Source organism: Occallatibacter sp. (genome assembly GCF_049582745.1).
In the GTDB taxonomy this organism is placed as follows: Bacteria; Acidobacteriota; Terriglobia; order Terriglobales; family Acidobacteriaceae; genus Telmatobacter.
Genome location: NZ_JBAUUO010000074.1, coordinates 1 through 21,309, shown reverse-complemented (window position 1 = coordinate 21,309; position 21,309 = coordinate 1). Strand labels below are relative to the sequence as shown.

The window sequence follows — 21,309 nt, the reverse complement described above, 5'->3', positions numbered from 1 at the left end:
AAGATCATGACCAATAGTGAATTGTGACGAGGTTTCATTTCACGGGTTTTCCCCCGGTTTTGAAGCAAATTCATCGATTCTCAACAGCTTCAACGATCGCAAAAAACAGAAGTGTGCAGGATTTTGCACACTCACTTTGGAAGTATGCAAATGATTGCAACATTGATCTGCCGTGGAACTGAATGCATTGCGTGGGTTCTTGCGTGCGTTCTAAAGAGAGAAACATTCCACGCGCGAGGACACCAAAGCTCGGTGGAAAAGTAGAAACAAGGCTCCGCTGATTGGTTAGCGCCTCATATCCCTGAGGCGGTTCGGCTCCATGAGAGAGACTTCGGAGCGAGCCCATGTTGCTGGATTTTGTAGAGCAGGCCTCGGTAGCTGATGTTGAGATACTTGGCCGCATGGCGCCGGTTCCAACCGGAAATCTCCAGGGCTTCCTGTATCATTTGTGCTTCTGCGCGATCCTTCATATCGCGGACAACTGAGCGCATCCCCGACTTTTGGGCATGCAGCGCCCGCCCGGGTTCCTCATCCTCAAGCCGAACTTCGGCGATCTTCTGTTCCAGTTCGCGAACCGCAGTATCTGAATCGCGCATGGTGATTGTGCGGGTTACAAAATTCCGCAGCTCACGCACGTTTCCATGCCAGTCGTAAAGCATTGCGGCATCCATCAAACGCGTCGGGAATACGGCTTCGTTTCCGTACCGCAACGTCTCCGGCAACCTGCAGATGGTCTCCTCAATCAGATAGGGAATGTCTTCGCGCCGCTCTCGTAGCGCTGGCACATTGATGGTGAAGACATTCAGCCGGTAGTAAAGATCCTCGCGGAACGATTTTTCCGCAAGTGCGTTCTCGATCTGCACGTTGGTCGCTGCCAGTACGCGCACGTCTACCCTGCTGCTTTCACGCGCGCCAAGCCGGTTGAACTGGCCATCCTGAAGCACATGCAGAAGCTTGGCTTGCATCGGCGCGCTCATCTCGCCAATTTCATCCAGCAGCAAAGTGCCGCGATGCGCCAGTTCAAATTTGCCCGGCTTATCCTTGATGGCGCCCGTGAATGCGCCCTGGTGGTATCCAAACAATTCGCTTTCGAGCAGATCGGCCGGCAGTGCTGCACAATTCACATTTACGAAACGATGCTCCGCTCGGCGCGAATGCTTATGAATCAGGTGCGCGATCACTTCCTTGCCCGTACCGCTCTCGCCAAGAATCAGAACCGGAGCATCCACATCCGCCAGAAGCTGGACTTGGCGATAGATCCTCAGCATCGAGGGAGCTGCCGCCAGGAAGTACCTTCCATCCGCCAATTCCTCCCGGATCACTTCCGTTGCCTCTGAACCCGGGCACACCGAATTCGCTGTGTTTCTGCACCCCAACTCTCGTTTCGCCGTACTTGCATCGCACGCCCGCTCGAGCATGATCGAGACATCGGTGGCCACGAGTGGGCGCTCTAGAAACAGCCCAACTCCTGGCGCGAAAGCCTTGCCCAGGGTTCGCTGCTCGCCGGGGCCGCACACGATGCAAACAGTGGACTTTGAGGCTGTCCGAAGAGTTTTGTGAAGAGCCGGAAGGGTGAACGGAGACGACGACTCCAGGATGACGAGATCGGCTTCCACTCCGTTGTTGAGCAGAAGCTCCGCCTGATCGCAACTGCCAGCTTGCACCAGCTTGTGGCCGGCGCTCTCGATGACTTCACTGAGCAGTAAACGCGTTTCGGCAGATCGAAGAACGCTTAGAACAAGCAAGTTTGTTCGCACAAGGCACCCGAGGAGGAGGCAATTCTTGCAAATGAGAAATCGGGCTTCGCGTCATATGCCCAAAACAGGCAAACTCATAACGCGACCATCGCTCTGCAAACGTCCGCCAGAATTTCGCATGGGTCCGGCTCGTGCATACCGCGAGTTTGACCAAAGCGAAAAGAAACCGGCACCCAGCCGAAATCTCGAAAGAACTTCAGTGTCCGTCGATCGGAAGTGCTCCCGCAATCGGAACGGACCACGAAATGAACGCGGACTGTGAAACGGGCCAATTCTTCCAACGGGCCTAAATTGTTGAACCTGTTTGGAGCCTTAACAGTAGGATAGGTGCGGTTACGAGTCAATAAAACTTTAGTAACATCCTCAGTGTAAGTAGCTGAAACAAATGTGTGTTTTCATCGCCTTAGGTCTACGAGGATTTATAGGAATTTCATAAACATCTATGAACGGCTCGCCGGATTCAATATGGAAAAGTGAATTAGATCGCATCCCGGAAAGACTCGCATGAATGCACCGTTTCCGTTGCAACGCTGATCTCGATATTCATCGTGTGGCTCTCTTCGGGCTGGAGGCTTACCGCAGAATCCAGGATATTCCCACCTTCAACGCAAAGCATCCTGCGCCACTCATCGGCTCCGAAATCTGTCAGCGAACTAGCTCCGTCGCTCCAAGGGTTCCAGACAATCGTCGAATTCGAGTTCCGCTTCGCCGTCTTCAATCTTCGCCCAAGGACCCCGTCCACTATCTCGACCGACCCCGAAGCTCCAACAAAGGCATTGTCGGTCTGCGCCGAGAGCCGAAGGGCACCCGTTTGTATCTTTCTGCGGTTCCCATCCCGGTTATCGAAATACGCCACACCATCCAGCCCCCGCACTTCAGCCTTCTCCACATCGCCCACGTTGAAGTAGGTATGCAATGCTTCTTCAAATCGAAGCGCAGCAACGCCTGTGTTTTTCATCCTCAGTTCCGCCTTCAGCCGCGCTCCAACCGTGATTCGATATTCCAATCGAAAATCAAAGGGCCACCACTTGCGCGTCGCTTCATCGCTCCCGGTCGAGAAATACACGCACACCGATTCGCCCGAAACCTCTGTGATCGACTCGAGATGCCATTCCTTCGTCCGCACAAATCCATGTGCCGGAGCCTTCGGATTATCTGATTTGCCACGGAACCAGGGAAAACACACCGGGATCCCACCGCGGATAGCTCGACCGGCCTCCCAGTGCGACTTCTCGCTCACAAAGAGGACTTCGTCTGCGCCCGCCGGTTTCCAGCCAGTCACTTGCGCCCCGTGCAGGTAGATCTCCGCGGTCGCTGCTGCTGTCTCAATTTGAATCCTCGGCAATCCACCATTTCCGAACTCAATCTTTGCTACGCCGGAAATGGCGCACCGTCCATTGAAGGCGGCGATCTTCGCGTCGTTTGCCATACTTCCCGGATTCTCCCCTACCGAATGCCTACGGGTGCCAAAATGCGATCTCCGCTCCTGACGCCTCATCTCGATTACGGCTTGTAGTCCTTCGTCCCCGTCACATCGACAACCGTCTGCACCGGAAGCTTATCGCTCGATCCACCCGCGAGGATGCGCACCTTCTCCTTCTCCACGCGCCACACATGGTCCGGCGTATTCCAGTACGCCAAATCGCGCGCTTTCAATTCGAGTGTCACATCCTTTTCCGCGCCAGCTTCAATCCGCACCCGCTTGAATCCCTTCAGTTCCAGTTGTGGCCGCGTCACCGCGGAACCCATGTGCTGGACGTACATCTCAACAACCTCGTCGCTGGCACGCTTGCCGGCGTTCTTCACCTTTACATGCACCTGCACACCGCCGTCGGCATCCATGTGCGATGCGCTCGTTGTCACGACGCGATAATCGAACGTCGTGTAGCTCAGCCCATACCCAAACGCATACAGCGGCTTTTTCTTGCTGTAGAGATAGGTTTCGCCATCCAGCAGGTTGTAGTCGAGAATCGGCAACAACTGATCATCCCCGGTCGGCCATGTCTGCGTCAGCCGGCCCGCCGGTGAATAATCCCCAAACAACACATCCGCCAGTCCATGCCCTTCTTCCTGGCTGTTGTGAACCAGGTGCACAATTGCGGGCACATTTTGCTGACTCCACACAATCGCATACGGAAAACTCGACCGCAGCACCTCAATCGTCTTCGGATTCGCAGCGAAGACCTTCTTCACCAGCTCTTCCTGTTCCAGCACAATCGTCTTGCGATCCACATCTTCTTTGCCGTTGGAGGGAACCGGGCACTGATCCCATCCCGCATTGCACACGGGATGATTGCCAACAACCACGATCGCGACATCCGCCTTCTTCGCCAGAGCCTCCGCCTCGTTCTCATCCGAGCCGTCTGCAAACAGCACCTGCACGTTTTTGCCCACCGCCTCGCGAATTCCATCCAGGATCGTCACGTTGTGTGGCCATGTTCCGCTGTACCAATCCTGCAAAACCGTATCGGTCCACGGTCCGATCACCGCAATCGTTTTCAACTTCGTCTTATCGAGCGGCAGCGTGTTCCCGTCGTTCTTCAGCAGCACGATCGATTCATCCGTCGCCTGCCGCGCCAGTTCCCTGCTCGATGCGCGCTCCCACGGCGGAACATCGCCCTTCCCTTGCCGGCCAATTGCTCCATAGGGATCCGCTCCCTGCGGATCCATCTCCCCCAGCCGCAAATACAGCCTCAGCAGATTCTTCAGCGACGCATCCATATCGGCTTCCGTCAGCAACCCATCCTTCAACGCCCTCGTCAGGTCCGGCTTGTATGTGTCGAGAAAGTGATTGATCCCTGCTTTCACCGCTGCCGCCGATCCATGCTCTTTATCCGGGAACGCCTTGTGCGCCGTGATCAGCAGTCCCAGCGCGCCGCCGTCCGTGCAGATCAAGCCGTCATTGCCCCACTCCTTGATCATCACGTTCTTCAGCACCGGATTCACCGTCATCGGCGTCCCATTCCACGCGTTATACGAGGCCATCACCGCGCGCGATCCGCCTTCTTCAAACCCCATCCGAAACGGCACCGAGTAGTACTCCCGAAAAAGCCGCTCATCGAAATCCGAAGACGTATGCGTGCGCCCGTTCTCGTTCTCATTCGCCATGAAATGTTTCATCAGCGAAGCAGCTTGCCAGTGTTTCGGATCCGGTCCCTGCAATCCGCGAATGAACGCTACTGTGAGCGTCCCCACCAGGTACGGATCCTCGCCCATCGATTCCTCTGTGCGTCCCCAGCGTGGATCACGGCTCAAATCCGCGTTGGGCGCACGCACCACCACGCCACCGCGGTCCCAAACCGGATTCTGATAGAAATAGCGCGTCTCGTAGCCTTCGAGCGCGCCGATCTTCTTCAACAGGTCCGTGTCCCATGTCGCGCCCAGCCCTTTTTCCTGCGGAAAGGTCGTCGTCGGTGCAGGCTGCCTTCCGCGCGCGTCCCAATTCGCCGGTCCGCCCAACGCCTCGCCGTGAAGCCCCTCCACCTGTCCTGAGAAGACGATGCCCAGCCGCTCGATCTTCGGATGATCCGACATCAGCGACACTTTTTCATCCAGTGTCAATCGACCCAGCAAATCCTGAATGCGCGCATCGTCCGAAAGCGAAGTATTGCGAAATGGATAATCGCTCTGAGCTGGCGCTTTCGCCGCCGCCCAACTCATCAACACCAACGCCGCCGCCCAAATCCCACACCGACCCACTACCAGGCGCATCGCAAAACCCTCCTCGAATCGAACACCGAAGATTACCACGCCAGATTTCAATAAGCACTGGAGTAAATCGATTGATACAGAATTCAAAGAGTCATCGACCCCACTTCATCGCCACAAAGCAAAAGAGCGAAGCGCTCATTGCGCCTCGCTCTCCGTTTTTCTGATCCCTGATCTCTGAACCCTGATCCCTGCGCCCTGCGCCGGGGTCCCCGGCGACAGGTCTTCGTCGCTGGGGTGGCTAATACAGCCTGAAGTTAACCTCGATGCTCATCATCACCGGCACAGGCGTTCCGCCCTTCATCGCCGGCTTGAACTTGTACTTTTTTACAGCTTCCAGCGCCTTTTCATCCAGCCCCATGCCGAGCGGTCGAACCACCCGCGGATTCTGCGGATTACCCTGTGCGTCCACGATCAGAGAAATCAGGCACACGCCCTGGTACTTCGCGCGCCGCGCCTCATCAGAGAATTCTGCTTCCGGCGTAAAGATCGGCACCGGTGCAGAAATCCCGCCGCCGATGTGGTAGACACCGCCGCCCGTATTTCCACCGCTGCCGGGACCAAACCCGTTGCCATTACCCGAACCAATTCCCCCGCCGTAGCCATTGCCCATGCCACCACCGCCGCCGGAGCCATTCGAGGCCAGCTGCACGTTGGCGGAGTTCTTCACTCCGAAGTTCACCATCTGCGGGTTATCTGGCAGCGTAATGTCCTTCTGCACATTGATCGCCGGCATGAATGCCAGCTTCGGCTTCTCCAGGATCGGCACCATCGGAGGCGTAATCGGATCCTTCATCCGCGGGGGCAGCTTGCCCTTCATCGGATCCACAATGTCGTGCGAACCACCGCCGCCGCCGCCGCCCGCCGGGGTAGTTAATTTCGGCGCCTTCAGAATGTCGCTGACATCCACATTGGTCAGATTCGTCGCTTTCACGACCGGGTGAATGATCGTGAGACCGAGCCAGATCGCAATCGCCAGGATGGCGAGATTTACAAAACTCGACGTGCCCACGGCCCAGGGATTCGCCTTCACCGCCATCCGGTCTATCACCGGTATCGGCTTCGAGGTCAGAACCAGCGGTGGAAGCTTCGGCGGAAAAAAGACATCACGGATGTTTTCATAGAGGTCTTTCCAGATCGGCTTCTCTTCAAAAGCTTTTCCCAGGAACGAGTCGAGCTCATGACCTTCCATCGAGGGTAAGTCGCTCTTCGTCTCCGAATCCGGCTGGATTAATACGTCGTTTGCCATAGTTGCCGATACTGGCCCTCGCGGCAGCGACTGCCCTGCTTGGCTATCGCTCGCTTCGTGGTCCATCCTTCCATTATGCTCGACATTGCCCGTCCTTGTCTTTAGATGAAGACACGAGGCGTTTTGGCTTGTCGCGCCCTCCAGGGACTCGTATTCCTCCGAAGTGAGAGCTCCCATAAACGATAGACGGCCCCAGAGATCAGTTGTTACCTTAAAAATCCTTTCGGCTCCTTTAGACTAAACATTCAAGATCTTTTCACCGCACCAGGGAGTTCCAATGTCTCCAGCGCCGGAGTTGAAGGCGACCTTAACCTTGCCGCAAACTGCATTCCCCATGAAGGCGAATCTGCCCCAGAATGAGCCTCTTCGGCTCCAAAAATGGGCCTCCATCCGCCTTTATGACAAGCTGCGCGAGGCCTGTGCCGGCCGCTCCCCTTACCTTCTCCACGACGGACCTCCCTACGCCAACGGCCCCATTCATCTGGGCCATGCCCTCAACAAAGGCCTGAAAGATTTCGTCGTCAAGTCGAAGACCATGGCCGGCTTCGATTCTCCATACGTTCCCGGCTACGACTGTCACGGCCTGCCCATCGAGATCAAAGTCGACGAACAACTCGGCCGCAAAAAGCTCGAAATGCCTGTCCCTGAGGTCCTCGCCGCCTGTCGCGAATACGCGCAGAAATACGTTGACCTCCAAACCTCACAGTTTCAACGCATCGGCTGTTTCGGTCGCTGGGACAAGCCCTACATGACCATGGCCCGCGACTACGAAGCCCGCACGTTGGAGGCCTTTTACGGCTTCCTCGAAAAAGGCTTCGTCTATCGCGGACTCAAGCCCGTTTACTGGTGCATTCACGACCGTACCGCCCTCGCTGAAGCCGAGGTTGAATACGAGCAGCACACCAGCCCATCTATATATGTGCGCTATCGCATGACTTCCGACGCGGCAGCGCTCGACCCCGCCCTCGCAGGCCGCGAAGTCCACACCATTATCTGGACCACCACTCCGTGGACCATTCCCGCATCCATGGCTGTCGCTTTCCACCCCGACTTCGAATACGTTGCCTTTGCAGCAAGCGGCAACCTCAAGACACAGCCGTCACCCTCGGACCCCGTCTACATCGTCGCCGCCGAACTCGCCCCCACCGTCATCGCCGCATGCAAACTCGGCGCAACCACTGAACTCGCCCGCTTCAAAGGCAGCGCCCTCGAGCACACTACCTACAAGCATCCCTTCCTCGAGCGCAGCATCCTCGGCGTGCTCGCCACCTACGTCACCGCCGATCAGGGCACCGGAGCAGTCCACACTGCCCCTTCCCACGGCGCAGACGATTTCTACACCGGCCAGCGCTACGATCTGGACCAGACCTGCCGCGTCGACGCATCCGGCCATCTCCACGTCGATCCCGCCGCGTGGCCTCACGCCTCGCTCCCTCCCTTCGAGGGAAAGAAGGTCTGGGCCGCCAACCCCATCATCGTCGCCATGCTTGAAGAGCGGCGCGCCCTGCTTGCCGTCTCCGATCTTGAACACTCCTATCCCCACTGCTGGCGCTGCCACCACCCCGTCATCTTCCGCGCCACCGAGCAGTGGTTCATCTCGCTTGAAACCCCGATGAAACGCGCCGACGGCTCCGAGACAACCTACCGTCAACTAGCCATCGAAGAAATCGACAAGGTTGTCTGGGACCCATCCTGGGGCAAGGAACGCATCACCAACATGATCGCGACGCGCCCCGACTGGTGCATCAGCCGCCAGCGCATCTGGGGCGTGCCCATCGCTGTCTTCATGTGCGAAAGCTGCAACAAGCCAATACTCGATCCCGCTCTGAATCGCACGATCGCGGACATGTTCGAGCGAGAAGGCGTGGAAGCCTGGCACACCACGCCGATTGAAGCACTGCTTCCCGTCAATGCGAAATGCTCCCATTGCGGCAGCACCGACTTCCGCAAGGAAACCGACATCCTCGACGTCTGGTTCGACTCCGGGACCAGCTGGTTCGCCGTCTGCGAATCCGATCCCGACCTCCGCACCATCTATAAGGCCTTTCAGCAGGAAGAACATGGGCTCGTGCCCTCCCGGCTCCCGGAGGGAGCCATCGAAAATAGCCCAGGACAAGCGCAGCGCAGTCCTGGGAAAGCGGCAAAAGAAATCTCTCAGAGCCCCGTAGGGGCGCCGGAAATGAATCGCCCTGAAGCCCTCTACCTCGAAGGCGGCGACCAGCACCGCGGCTGGTTCCACTCCTCGCTGCTGACTTCAGTCGCTCTCCGAGGCCGTGCACCCTACTCGCGCGTGGCAACCGCCGGTTTCACATTGGACGAGCAAGGCCGCGCCATGTCGAAATCCCTCGGCAACGGCGTCGATCCCGTCGATATCGCCGACCGCATGGGCGGTGAAATCGTGCGCCTCTGGGTCGCCTCCATCGACTTCCGCGAAGACATGGCCGCCAGCGAAAACCTCATGGCCCGCTGCGCCGACCTCTATCGCAAGGTCCGCAACACCTTCCGCTTCCTGCTCGGCAATCTTCATGGATTCAACCCCGAACTCCAAAGGGTCAAAGAAGCGGAGCTTCTCCCGCTCGATCGGTACATGCTCGCCCGCACTCGCGACCTCACCGAAAAAATCCGCGCATGGTACGAAGCGTTCGAATTCCACCGCGTCTACCAGGCCATCAATGAGTTCGCCATCGTCGACCTGAGTTCGTTCTATCTCGACATCCTCAAAGACCGCATGTACACCTTCGCGCCCACAAGCCACGCGCGCCGTTCTGCGCAAACCGTCCTCTGGCAGATCACCGAAACACTCGTCCGCCTCGTTGCGCCCATCATGAGCTTCACCGCCGACGAAGTCTGGGAATACCTTCCCGCCACAGCCGATCGCGAATCAAGCGTGCATCTCGCCCTCTTCCCCAAGCCGGAAGAGATCTATTCTGCTGATCCCGCGCCGTTGCTTGAAGAGTGGAAGCAGATCTTCGCAGTCAGGGATGAAGTATTGCGCAAGCTTGAGATTGAGAGGCAGGCCAAGAAAATTGGGAAGGGCTTAGAGGCCCGAGTAATCGTAGTTTGCGGAAGTAAGGTGAATGCGCTTCTTAACCGCAATTTCGAGCGCCATCCAGAGGGTCTAAAAGAAATCTTCAACGTTTCTCAAGCTCAAAATGTCGCTGAAATGGAGTACCGATCGCAGACCTACTATCTGGACCAAAACGGCCCAAACAGTGTTTCGGTAAAGCCGTTGGAAGAGGATCAGTTCATCCCGTACGTTGAGAAACCGATTGGCCACAAATGCGCCCGCTGCTGGAACTTCATGCCCGAAGTCTCCAACTACGGCATCTGGCAGGACGTCTGCACCCGCTGCCACAACGCCCTTCACGAAATGAACATCGAGCCGCCCCAGTCACCCGATTGAACATGCGCAAAGAACATAGACAACAGAACGCTGTGCCCCGTTCATCGCGGTCCTATCGCGATGAGCGGGCGTCCACAACCCTCGACCCAAACACCATTCATGGGGCGGTTGTCGCATGACCATCCCCACCCCCCGCAAACTCCCGTGGCTCCTCCTCATTTCAGCCGTCATCATCGTCCTCGACCGCATCACCAAGTCCCTCGTGGCCTCTCACGTCCCCTTGGGCGACGGCATCCTCGTGATTCCCGGCTTCCTGCGCATCACCCACTGGCTCAATGAGGGCGCAGCGTTTTCCCTCTTCGCCGACTCTGCCTCGCCCAACGCCGTCCGCTGGGGCCTCATCGCCTTCTCCGCAGCGGCAGCCATCGCCGTCCTGATCGTGCTCATCCGCCTCGGCAGCCGCATCTCCCTCGCCACCGTCGCTCTCGCCCTCGTGCTCGGCGGAGCGCTCGGCAACCTGCACGACCGCATCGCCTACGGCTCCGTCGTCGACTTCATTGAAGTCCACATCTTCGGCTACCACTGGCCCGATTTCAACGTAGCCGACAGCTCCATCGTCATCGGAGCCTGCCTCCTCCTCCTCGATTCCCTGCTCCCTCGAAGGTCCTCAGAACCTGCCGATTCGGTCGAAATCCAATAAACTGCTTCGCTCGTTACTCAGAAAGACCGCCTGGTAACTTTGCGCATTACCAATGTGCGCCCCGGTACCCTAAAATGACGGAAGTGTCATCTACAAGCGGTTACGACCAATAACCGCGCTCTGCGAGGCTTCTAGTTCAGACGCCGTCGGATGCCGCCGAATACCTTCTTCGCAACTCCGGGCCGGAATTTCCGTACCTATCGTCTTTTAGAGGATGAAATGAGAATCGATCCTGCTTTCCACTTGCGCTTTGTGCGCCTTGTTTTTCCCTGTTGTCTCTTCGCCGCCGTCACCATCGCTGCCACCCTTACCTCCCAGGCCCAGCGCCTCCCCACCACCGTCCGCCCCCAGCATTACTCCCTGACGCTCACTCCCGATCTCAAAGCCGCCACCTTCACCGGCTTTGAAGTCATTGACGTCACGCTGGCCGATCCCACGAGTTCCATTACTCTCAACGCCCACGACCTCACCTTTCAATCCGTAAAAATCGAGGCCGCCGGCAATGACCAAACCGCCACCGTCGCCCTCGATAAAGAAAAAGAACAAGCCACCTTCACCGTCCCAGGCAAACTTCTCGCCGGCAAAGCCCGCATCTCCATCCAATTCACCGGAATACTGAACGGCGAGCTTCGTGGCTTCTATCTCTCCAAAACTGCCAAACGCAACTACGCCGTCACCCAATTCGAATCCACGGATGCGCGCCGCGCCTTCCCGTCCTTCGACGAACCGGCCTTCAAGGCCACCTTCGATATCTCCCTCATCGTCGATAAGGGCGACACCGCCATCTCCAACGGACCCATCGTCAGCGACACGCCCGGCCCCGGCGCAGACAAGCACACCCTCAAGTTCCTCACCACCCCGAAGATGTCCACCTACCTCGTGGCCTTCCTCGTCGGCGATTTCCAGTGCAGCTCCGGCGAACAGGACGGTGTAGCCATCCGCACCTGCGCCACTCCCGACAAGGTTGCCCTCACCACCTACGGTGTCGATGTCGCTAAATACGTGCTCCACTACTACAACACCTACTTCGGCATTCCCTATCCACTCAAGAAGCTCGACCTGATCGCGATACCGGACTTCGAAGCCGGCGCCATGGAGAACTTCGGCGCCATCACCTATCGCGAAACCGCCCTTCTCGTCGATCCCAAAACCGCATCCATCAATGCCAAAACAGAAGTCGCGCTGGTGATCGCGCACGAAATGGCGCACCAGTGGTTCGGCGATCTCGTCACCATGCAGTGGTGGGACAACATCTGGCTGAACGAAGGCTTTGCCACCTGGATGGAGAACAAGCCCGTCGAAGCCATGCACCCCGAGTGGGATATCGATCAGGCTGTCGCTTCAGGCATGGACGGCACGTTGAACCTCGATGCCCAGCCCACCACACGCGCCATCCGCGCACGCGCCGAAACGCCGGCCGAAATTGAACAGATGTTCGACGGCATCTCCTACGGCAAGGCCAGCGATGTTCTGCTCAGCGTAGAAAACTACGTCGGTCCCGAAACCTTCCGCCAGGGCGTCCACAACTACCTCATGGCCCACCTTTACGGCAACGCCACCGCCGAGGATTTCTGGAACGCGCAGACCGCAACCAGCCACAAGCCGGTCAACAAGATCATGGAAAGCCTTGTAGCCCAGGCCGGTGTTCCGCTGCTCACCTTCGGTCAGCCCTCAGGCGGCAAAGTCACCGTCTCGCAAAACCGTTTCTACCTCAGCCCCAGTGTTCAACCCAATGCAGCGCAGAAGTGGACGCTCCCCGTTTGCTTCAAAACCGGCGAACACAAGCAAGACTGCCGGCTTCTCACCCCCGAAACAACTTCCCTGAATGTGCCGCACGCGCCACTCTTTTTCGCCAATGCAGGCGGCAAGGGATACTATCGCACCGCCTACACCCCCGCCGATTACGCGACTCTCGCCTCGCAGGTTGAATCCGGGCTCTCCCCCACCGAGCGCATCAGCCTCATCGGCGACGAGTGGGCCCAGGTCCGTGCCAACAAGGCCACCATCGGCGACTACCTGAACCTCGTTGCTGCCGTCAAATCCGATCCCAACGCAGACGTAGTCTCCTCCGCTCTCGACGGACTCGGCGCTGTCAATGCCCGCATCGCCTCCACGCCCGAAGAAAAAGACGCGCTCGAAGCATGGTTCCGGCAAACCTTCGCACCTGAATACGCGAAACTGGGCCCACCCGCCGACAGCGACTCACCCGACAAGAAGCAGTTGCGCGCGCTCCTCTTCGCCGCTCTCGGCGAAGCAGAGGATCCCCAGATCCTCGGACAGGCCCGCGAAATCAGCGCGAAATACCTCGCCAATCCAGATTCAGTCGACCACAACATCGCCCAGACCGCGCTCCAGATCACCGCGCGCAACGGCGATGCCGCGCTCTTCGATCAATTGCAGAAGGTCTCTGAGACCTCCACCAACCCGGAAATTCAGATCGGCGCGCTCCGCCTCCTCGCCATGTTTGAAAACCCCGATCTCGCCGAACGTGCTCTGAACTACGCCGTCTCCGACAAAGTCCGCAATCAGGACGCCGCAATCCAACTCGCCATCTCGCTCGATACCGACAAGAACCGCGACCTCGCTTGGAGATTCATCCAGACCCACTGGGATGAAGTGAAAAAGGAGTTCACACCCGAGATGGGCAACGTCCTCGTCGGCGCCACCAGCGCCTTCTGCTCTGCATCGGAGCGTGACGACGTTTCGCAGTTTTTCGCCGCACACCATGTCCCCGATGCTGACCAGGCGCTCAAGCACGCCATCGAGCACATCAACGGCTGCATCGAACTCCGCGACCTGCAGGAACCTCAACTAAAAACCTGGCTCGCGAAGACCTCCCTTGACACTCACGCCTCGTCGACTGCCTCCGGCGCGAACCTGCAATAATCCCGAAACATCAATGGCCGCCGGCATCCACCGGCGGCCATCTCATTGTTGAACCCAAGCATCATTACATAATTGAAACCCAGGCCTCACTGCAGACTGTCATTCCGACCGACCAACGGGAGCGGAGGAACCTGCAGTTGCCTTTCTGCTTTTCTTGGGGGTCTAATCGCGTCAGCGCGGTCGCCCTACCACGCCACCTTCTCCGGCAAAAACTCCGCAAACAGCTCGTCATAGTACGGCTTCAATTGCTTGAGATCCGGCTTCGCGTGTCCCTTCGAATAGAGATCGTACTGATTGAATTTCAGCACCCACTCCAACATCGCCCGATCCTGATCGTTCGCCAGGTGATCGTACGCCCCGTGTCGATGCCACGGATAAAACGAGTGGAATCGCAGCATGTAAAGCGACTCAATCGGCAGATAGGGCTTCATCACTTCGGCAATGTACCCGTCGTGCCCAAAGGACATGTGAACATTTTCCAGTCCGCAATTCGGCTCATAGATTCCGTATTTTGTCTGATACTCCGGTACGTTGCGATCGGGATTCTTCGCAAAATATTCGTGGAAAACAATCGCCTCTGACCATGCGCATCCTACCGGAAACGTATCGCCCACTACCGCCCACTGCGGCTCCCCATAAAGGCAAAGACACTTCCCAAGATCGTGCAGAAATCCTGTCAACACCATCCACCGCGGATGCCCATCGCGCCGGATCGCCTCCGACGTTTGCAGCAGATGCTCCGTCTGCGTCAGATCGGTATCGGGGTCGCTGTCGTCCACCAGCGTATTCAGAAAATCTGCCGCCTCCCAGATCGTCTTCTTCCCTCTCGTCAGTCCGAAGTAATCCTTCTCTTTCCCGAAGAGGTACTCCACCGTCTGCCCCTCATGATTCAGCCGGTAAAACTCTGCCACTCCCGGTTGAGCCGCTGCATCATAAATGCGAAATTCCTCTTGCGACTTTCCTTCCTTGTACCGCCCTTCGACGAAATCGTCCCATTCATCCAATTGGGCCAGGGGTTTTGCGTGGGGAATTGATGTGCTCATTTTGCGTCTCCATCCGTCACCGAGCGACGTTCCAATATGAGGTTGTTCTATCAAACACCCGCTCCCATGGCAACATCTCCATCTCGCATCGACCCGGCACTCAATACAATCAACGCTTTCCCTTTTCCACTGGCCAGCCCGAGTGTTACCTTCAATCGCAAGATGACCCGTTCACGCTGCTGTTTCCTTGTCGCCCTCTTCCTTGCCGCTTCCACCGTTTATGCGCAACAGCCCGCCACACCCGCTGCCACCCAGGCGGTCCTCGCCGGCAAACTTATCGATGTCCGCACCGGCGCCGTCCGTCCGCACGCCTACATCCTCATCGCTGGCGACCGCATTCAATCCATCGCCGATTCCGCACCCTCCGGCATTCCCGTCACCGATCTCTCCGCCTATACCGTCGTCCCTGGTCTCATCGACGCCCACGCCCACACCCTCTCCAACCCCACCACGCAAAACATCGCCGCGCATCTCCGCACCTCCATTCCGCAGTCCACCGTGTGGGGTGTCTACAACCTGCGCCTCTGGCTCGATCACGGCTTCACTTCCCTGCGCGACGCCTGCGAAGGTCCGCCCGACTATCCGCAATTCGCCCTGCGCGACTCCGTCAAGCGCGGCATCATCCTCGGCCCCCGCATCACCGCCGCAGGCAGTTGCATCTCCATCACAGGAGGCCATGGCGACGGCACGCCCTTCTCCCCCGACATGCAACTGCCCCGCGGCCAGAACGTCGCCGACACCGTCGACGACATCGCCCACGTCGTTCGCCGCGACATCAAATACGGCGCTGACTGGATCAAGCTCATGGCCACCGGCGGCGTCATGGATCCCATCTCCGATTTCCACGTCCAGGAACTCAGCGAAGCGCAGATGGCCGCCGCCGTCGAAATCGCCCACCGCGCCGGCAAAAAAGTCATGGCCCACGCTGAAGGCGCCGCCGGAATCAAGGCCGCCGTTCGCGCCGGCGTTGACTCCATCGAACACGGCACCATGCTCGACGAAGAAGGCGCGGAGCTGATGGAGCAGCACCACACCTGGCTCGTCCCCACGCTCTACTGCTTCCAGCACGACATGGAAACCGGCCTAAGCAAAGGCCGCGATCCCGACTCCTACGCCAAGGGCGTCGAGATCATGGCCGCACAGGGCCCCGCCTTCAAACTCGCCCTCGCCCATCACATCCGCATCGCCTACGGCGTCGACGATGCCGACGTCGATGAATCCGTATCAAAAGAATTCGGTGCGCTCGTTCGCGGCGGCATGACCCCGCTCGGCGCTCTCCAGGCCGCCACCATCAACGCCGCCACCATGCTCGAGAAAGACAAGGACATTGGCTCCCTCGAGCCCGGCCGCTACGCCGACATCGTCGCCGTCCAGGGCGACCCGCTCTCCGACATCACCGTCATGGAACACGTAGCCTTCGTCATGCAAGGCGGCCGCATCATCAAAGACCCCGCCCACCCCGACCGCAACCCCGTAATCCACGTGAAATAGTTCCGGCCTTGGTTCGGTACAGATTTCTATTTCTCAAGAACGTTTATGTACCCTGCAACACAAGTCTTTGAAGTGACATCCTGAGCGGAGTGGCTTGGGGCCCCGCGAGCATGAAGTGCTCGTGGGGCAAGCGAAGTGAAGGACCTGCTTTGAAATCACCTACAGAGATGTGCGCCCACAAAAATGCTAACTAATGGGATGGTCCGCCGCCTTTGACTTCCTTCAGTGGGAAGTATTAACGGTGGGCAAGGAGGCGTCCCATGAACCTGCATGCGATCGGCATCGATTTAGGCAAGACGACTTTTCACCTTGTTGGACTGAACCAGGCCGGAGAGGTCCAGGTGCGGAAGAAGTTTTCGCGCACCCAACTTCTTCGCTTCACTGCGAACGTGCAAGTTCACCTGATCGGGATGGAAGCCTGTGCGGGCTCTCATTTTCTCGGCAAGGCTCTGCGCGAGCAAGGCCATGAAGCGCGCCTGATGCCGGCACAGTATGTAAAGCCGTTCGTGAAGACCAACAAGAGCGACTTCATTGACGCCGAGGCGATTGCCGAAGCAGTGAGCCGGCCTTCGATGCGCTTCGTACCGATCAAGACCGACGAGCAGTTGGATATGCAGTCGCTGCACCGTGTGCGGGAACGCTGGATCATGCGACGTACGTCGGTGGTGAACCAGATCCGGGGTCTGTTGCTGGAGCGGGGCATCACAGTGCGAACGGGAAGATGCCATTTGGATGCGGCCCTCCCTAATATCCTGGAAGATGGCTCGACGTCCCTGTCGGGAACGCTTCGCTTCCTGCTGGTCGAACTGAAGCAGGAACTGGAGCAGCTGGCCATCCACATCGAACAGGCGGAGATGCTGATCGAGCGAGCTGCGAAGCAGAGTGAAGCCTGTCAGCGCCTGGATGCGATCCCGGGGATCGGCCCGCTCACGGCCACTGCTCTGATCGCCGCGATTGGAAATGGTGGAGCATTCCGCAAGGGCCGCGAGTTCGCAGCCTGGGTTGGGCTGGTGCCTCGCGAACACTCCACCGGCGGCAAGCAGAAGCTTCTCGGCATCAGCAAGCGCGGCAACAGTTATCTGCGGAAGCTGTTTGTTCAGGGTGCGCGTGCGGTTCTGAAATACAGAGACAAGCAGTGCTCCGGTCTGAAGCACTGGCTGGCAGAGTTGTCATCGCGCAGCCACTACAACATCGTCGGCGTGGCACTTGCCAACAAACTGGCACGCATGGCATGGGCCGTACTGGCCAGCGGAGATGCCTACCGGCCGCTTTTGCAGGCAGACACGACTGGTCTGCAATCGACATAGGTATGCGATCACTCGCTTTCCCTGTCACACCACCGTGCGTACGGGTCCGTACACGGCGGTTCGGTAGGATTACGCGCCAGTTGTGCAGCGCAAGGAAGGAAGCCCCAAGCGATCGAAGTAAGCGGCGGGCATGGCATAAGAAAGGGCTTCTGTGCGGCTAAGCCGCCATGGACCCCACTGATGCCCTGCCGTACGGGCCGCGAGGTCATGACTTAGACCGAGCTCCCGCAACCGAGCGTACCGTGTCTTCCCTGTCCGCCATTGTTTACAGGCAGCAGAGCGTATACGACGCCTGATCCACTTATTGAAACGGTCCAGCACGGTCGGGGTTTGGCAGAAGCCGAAGTAGCCTTGCCAACCCTGCAGGTAGCGGCCTAGCTCGCGAACCATGGTCTCGATGCTGATACCACGAGTGCGACGAGTGAGGACTCGGACTCGAGCTTCGAACCGGGACTTTGCTTTGGGCGCGATTCTGCGCTTCGGCTGCCTCCCGTTTGTAAAGCTGAACCCGAGGAACTTCCGCTCCCACGGTCGTGCCACAGCACTTTTCTCCCGGTTCACCTTTAGCTTGAGCTTACCTTCAAGGAGTCTTGTGAGCCCTCCCATCAGGCGTTGGCCTGCTCGACGGCTGCGGACATAGATGTTGCAATCGTCCGCGTACCGAGCGAACCGGTGCCCTCTTCGCTCCAGCTCACGGTCGAGTTGATCGAGAACAAGATTCGATAGTAAAGGCGAAAGAGGTCCACCTTGCGGCGTCCCTTCATCCGTCGGTCCTACGAGTCCGTTCTCCAACACACCCGCCTTGAGCCAGCTCCGAATCAGTCGCAGGAGGCGCTTATCGTGCACGCGCTTTGCGATCTGCCCCATCAGTCGGTCGTGGTTAACTCGGTCAAAGAACTTTTCCAGATCGAGGTCGACCACCCAGCGGAACCCCGCAGCAACATGTTGCTGGGCACGCGCCACTGCCTGATGCGCCGAGCGCCCGGGACGGAACCCATAGCTCGATTCAGAGAAGGTACTATCCCAACTGCCTTGCAGAACCTGCATCACCGCCTGCTGGATCATTCGATCCAGCACCGTAGGAACGCCAAGCTTTCGCACTCCTCCGTCCGGCTTTGGGATTTCCACCCGACGTACCGGTTGCGGCTGATATGTTCCACTCAACAGCTGGTCCCGGATTTCTAACCAGTGCTGCTTCAGGTAGCCGGTAAGGTCATCAACCGTCATTCCATCGATGCCCGGGCTGCCTCCGTTTCTTCTTAACCGCCTGAGAGCCTGCCAGAGGTTTTCTCGCTGGCAGATTCTCTCCATCCACTGCTCATCTGGTGCCAGGCTTTCTGCACTGCACTCCGCCTCCGATGCTTCGGTCCCTCCGGAGGACTGACTTCGAGCTTCACTCGTCGTCGCTTCCTCGAAGGCCAGCTGTAGCTGGTTATTCTGCCGCTTTGCACCTTTGAGTCGTGCCACGTACTTGCCTCTCCTATCGTTCAGGCCTTCGTCCGATGTACCGGACTACTATGCCCTTTGCTGACTTCTGCTGCACGTTCAAGAAGAATCGCTTCTTCTCCAGTCGTGTTTCCACGACATGCAGCAGATCTCCCGTGGTAAGTTCGACCGCCTTCAGCGCACCACCGCCGGATTTACCGACACTCGCCTTGATGGATATGGGCTTTGCTGCTCATTGCCAACTCGCCCGCGAGTGCAGGCCTCGTATCCGATTCTTGTCCATCGGCACACGCCTTTGCTCCACGCTTCCTTCAGACCCCGCCTCGCGACGACGCCCTTGCGCTTCGCTAATCCTTCACCTCCATCAGGTTGGATAAGGGACTTGCACCCTCAAACTGTCAAACATGCACGGCACACGATGACGGCTGTCTAGCGACAGCCTTGGAAATCGCTATGCGATTCCCACATCCGCAAACCAGCGACGACTACGAAGTTTAAGATCCTGCCAGGTCTGCTGGCGAACAATGAGATGGCACAACGGTCGAACCCGGCGCTCCCTAAACCCGAACTCGGAAGAAGTCTCCCAAGACTGCGTAACTAATGGGGAACGGAACGCGGCGCATTCCATCCTGGCCCGGAGCCTCGGCTCCAACAAAGGCCGAATACATTTGCGCAGACCAACAAGTCATTCTCATTTTTCGCTTGCGACAAGGCGGCGGACCATACATTCCGAGTTGGCGGTGACTCTTCGCCTAATCGTGCGGGAGGAACAGACGGAAAGCCTCGGATGGAATTAGCCCGGACATCAAGGAGCAGGCAACCTGGGCGTTCTGATCCAATACTTGATCAACGCTTTTCGCGAACGAATACTTTGGAGGCCAGATCGGGGGTTAACTGGACACCCAGCAAGCTCGCCCCAAAAGACAGGACATGATCACGGTGAGCGACTAAATCGGCCGGGCTGGGAAGAAAGGTCTGGTCGGGTGATACACCGACATGCTCAAGGCTTTTTCCATCGGTCATGACGGTATCAGCGATGGTCACGGAAGTGCCGTAAAGGTAGAACGGATGCATGCCTGCGTGATGCGGAATACGAATCGCCGCCATGGTAAGGCCTGAGGTGCGATCGCCGACTACGGTACCGCGTTGCTCCAGCTGCACCACGCGGGCAAAGATCTCCCCACCGGATGCCGTTTCGCTGTCAACCAATACAACCAGGTCGCCGGTGAATGCATTTTTGGCATTGCCCTTGATCGTTTGGGGAGTCACCTTGCCGCGCTCGACCAGTTTTCCGAAGTTCACTTCGTGACTGAAGATGTGGTCAAGGTACGCGTGAAGCGAGTCGACCGTGCCACCCCTGCACCCGCGCAGATCGATAATCAGCTTCTTGTGGGTCCGAGCCTTGGCAAACAGGGCGTCGACATCATGGCCGGTCTGGAGGAACGCCGGAATCCGAATGGCCAATAAATCGGGACTGAGTTCCACTGCCTCAGCCCGTGCGTTGTCCCAAGCATCTTCGGCCTTGAGGCGCATCTCGTGGGGGGCCCACGAACTGAGTCCCGCAATTGCTGGTTGCTGCGTGACGGACGCCAGCAGCCGCAGGTCGCGCACGCGGCCTTGACTATCGCGCAGCTTTACCTCGACGCTGCTGAGCGGAAGATACGTTTCCATGGCGGAGTGCAGCAGGGGGGCAGATTGCCGATCCACTCTGAAGCCATTGATCGCCAACACCTCATCGCCCAGGTGAACGCCCTGCTTCTCCGCGTCGCTCCCGGCGTGAACCTCAGTGATATAGGTGCGGCTGCCGAAGATCTTGAACCGCCAGCCGTAATCGAAATTATTCCCGTGCTGGGGAGGGATCAAGAAGGTGTGGGAGTCGTGCAGCGACTGAAGCAGGCCCTCGATCTGCGCGATGGCCTCTTCCATATCGTGAGCATTTTCGATGTTCGTTCTGGCCTTCTGAACAAGCGAATTCCAGTCAAGGCCATGGAGAGTCGGGTCATAGTAATTCTTGCTGACGTCGTCCGACACGTCTTTGAGTATGGTCTCGGCAATTTCCTGGTCAAGGCGGTCGAACTTCTGCGCAAAACTCTTCATCGCTGAAAACATTGCAAACAACACAAACAGCATCATCAACACTCGGACAAGGCGCATAATCAATGCCCCACTTTGTTGAAAATCGACATGTTAACAGGGCAGATAGAACGAGGATGTGTGTCCAATCACAGGTCGCGGGCGGATTGTTTGAATGCTAAGCGTCGGATGGGGTGTCCCAAGAGGGACGGGATGAACAGGCGTAGGTCATACTGGATCCGCTGGAGCATGCGACAGCTACAGCCCGGCCTTGACATTGGTGCTGACCGAGAGCCCGTTGTTAAG

12 protein-coding genes are annotated in these 21,309 nt (G+C 58.0%); 5 read left to right on the top strand and 7 right to left on the bottom strand.

Going from position 1 to position 21,309, the window contains the following annotated elements; translation table 11 throughout:
- Positions 1–293: 293 nt before the first annotated feature.
- The 4 genes from WCA10_RS11995 to WCA10_RS11980 form a co-directional block, all read right to left on the bottom strand.
- On the bottom strand, positions 294–1,745 hold the full coding sequence (locus WCA10_RS11995) for a sigma-54 interaction domain-containing protein (protein WP_472822760.1): 1,452 nt from the start codon (positions 1,743–1,745) through the stop codon (positions 294–296).
- A gap of 490 nt (positions 1,746–2,235) precedes the next feature.
- Positions 2,236–3,186, bottom strand: coding sequence for a D-hexose-6-phosphate mutarotase (locus tag WCA10_RS11990; protein WP_472822759.1), 951 nt, complete (start codon positions 3,184–3,186; stop codon positions 2,236–2,238).
- A gap of 74 nt (positions 3,187–3,260) precedes the next feature.
- Entirely contained in the window at positions 3,261–5,468 is a 2,208-nt protein-coding gene (locus WCA10_RS11985) for a glycoside hydrolase family 3 C-terminal domain-containing protein (RefSeq protein ID WP_472822758.1), read from the bottom strand.
- A gap of 238 nt (positions 5,469–5,706) precedes the next feature.
- A complete protein-coding gene (locus tag WCA10_RS11980) occupies positions 5,707–6,714 on the bottom strand; it encodes an energy transducer TonB (protein WP_472822757.1) in 1,008 nt (335 codons plus the stop codon).
- 277 nt (positions 6,715–6,991) lie between these two features.
- Here WCA10_RS11980 and WCA10_RS11975 point away from each other — a divergent pair, with 277 nt between their 5' ends.
- From WCA10_RS11975 to WCA10_RS11965, 3 genes are all read left to right on the top strand, one after another.
- The gene (locus WCA10_RS11975) at positions 6,992–10,117 is read left to right on the top strand and encodes an isoleucine--tRNA ligase (RefSeq protein ID WP_472822756.1); all 3,126 of its coding nucleotides are present in this window, start codon (positions 6,992–6,994) and stop codon (positions 10,115–10,117) included.
- A gap of 115 nt (positions 10,118–10,232) precedes the next feature.
- Positions 10,233–10,757, top strand: coding sequence for a signal peptidase II (gene lspA / locus WCA10_RS11970; RefSeq protein ID WP_472822755.1), 525 nt, complete (start codon positions 10,233–10,235; stop codon positions 10,755–10,757).
- Between the two features lie 219 nt (positions 10,758–10,976).
- The gene (locus WCA10_RS11965) at positions 10,977–13,643 is read left to right on the top strand and encodes a M1 family metallopeptidase (protein ID WP_472822754.1); all 2,667 of its coding nucleotides are present in this window, start codon (positions 10,977–10,979) and stop codon (positions 13,641–13,643) included.
- A gap of 185 nt (positions 13,644–13,828) precedes the next feature.
- On the opposite strand, the gene WCA10_RS11960 is transcribed toward WCA10_RS11965, so the two are convergent.
- A complete protein-coding gene (locus tag WCA10_RS11960; RefSeq protein ID WP_472822753.1) occupies positions 13,829–14,686 on the bottom strand; it encodes an inositol oxygenase family protein in 858 nt (285 codons plus the stop codon).
- Positions 14,687–14,848: 162 nt separating this feature from the next.
- Between WCA10_RS11960 and WCA10_RS11955 the strand changes: the two genes are divergently transcribed.
- Positions 14,849–16,177: a metal-dependent hydrolase family protein gene (locus WCA10_RS11955; RefSeq protein WP_472822752.1), complete on the top strand. Its 1,329-nt coding sequence runs from the start codon at positions 14,849–14,851 to the stop codon at positions 16,175–16,177.
- A 260-nt stretch (positions 16,178–16,437) separates the two neighbouring features.
- Positions 16,438–17,484: an IS110 family RNA-guided transposase gene (locus tag WCA10_RS11950; protein ID WP_472822751.1), complete on the top strand. Its 1,047-nt coding sequence runs from the start codon at positions 16,438–16,440 to the stop codon at positions 17,482–17,484.
- A gap of 69 nt (positions 17,485–17,553) precedes the next feature.
- On the opposite strand, the gene ltrA is transcribed toward WCA10_RS11950, so the two are convergent.
- Both ltrA and WCA10_RS11940 read right to left on the bottom strand, forming a co-directional pair.
- A complete protein-coding gene (ltrA, locus tag WCA10_RS11945) occupies positions 17,554–18,951 on the bottom strand; it encodes a group II intron reverse transcriptase/maturase (RefSeq protein ID WP_472822750.1) in 1,398 nt (465 codons plus the stop codon).
- A gap of 825 nt (positions 18,952–19,776) precedes the next feature.
- Entirely contained in the window at positions 19,777–21,084 is a 1,308-nt protein-coding gene (locus tag WCA10_RS11940) for a S41 family peptidase (RefSeq protein WP_472822749.1), read from the bottom strand.
- Between the last annotated feature and the right edge of the window lie 225 nt (positions 21,085–21,309).

Bases quoted from the DNA above. Each gene is read 5' to 3' on its own strand.
- WCA10_RS11990 (WP_472822759.1), bottom strand. From the start codon at position 3,186: ATGGCAAACGACGCGAAGATCGCCGCCTTCAATGGACGGTGCGCCATT.
- WCA10_RS11985 (WP_472822758.1), bottom strand. From the start codon at position 5,468: ATGCGCCTGGTAGTGGGTCGGTGTGGGATTTGGGCGGCGGCGTTGGTG.
- WCA10_RS11980 (WP_472822757.1), bottom strand. From the start codon at position 6,714: ATGGCAAACGACGTATTAATCCAGCCGGATTCGGAGACGAAGAGCGAC.
- WCA10_RS11975 (WP_472822756.1), top strand. From the start codon at position 6,992: ATGTCTCCAGCGCCGGAGTTGAAGGCGACCTTAACCTTGCCGCAAACT.
- lspA (WP_472822755.1), top strand. From the start codon at position 10,233: ATGACCATCCCCACCCCCCGCAAACTCCCGTGGCTCCTCCTCATTTCA.
- WCA10_RS11965 (WP_472822754.1), top strand. From the start codon at position 10,977: ATGAGAATCGATCCTGCTTTCCACTTGCGCTTTGTGCGCCTTGTTTTT.
- WCA10_RS11960 (WP_472822753.1), bottom strand. From the start codon at position 14,686: ATGAGCACATCAATTCCCCACGCAAAACCCCTGGCCCAATTGGATGAA.
- WCA10_RS11955 (WP_472822752.1), top strand. From the start codon at position 14,849: ATGACCCGTTCACGCTGCTGTTTCCTTGTCGCCCTCTTCCTTGCCGCT.
- WCA10_RS11950 (WP_472822751.1), top strand. From the start codon at position 16,438: ATGAACCTGCATGCGATCGGCATCGATTTAGGCAAGACGACTTTTCAC.
- WCA10_RS11940 (WP_472822749.1), bottom strand. From the start codon at position 21,084: ATGCGCCTTGTCCGAGTGTTGATGATGCTGTTTGTGTTGTTTGCAATG.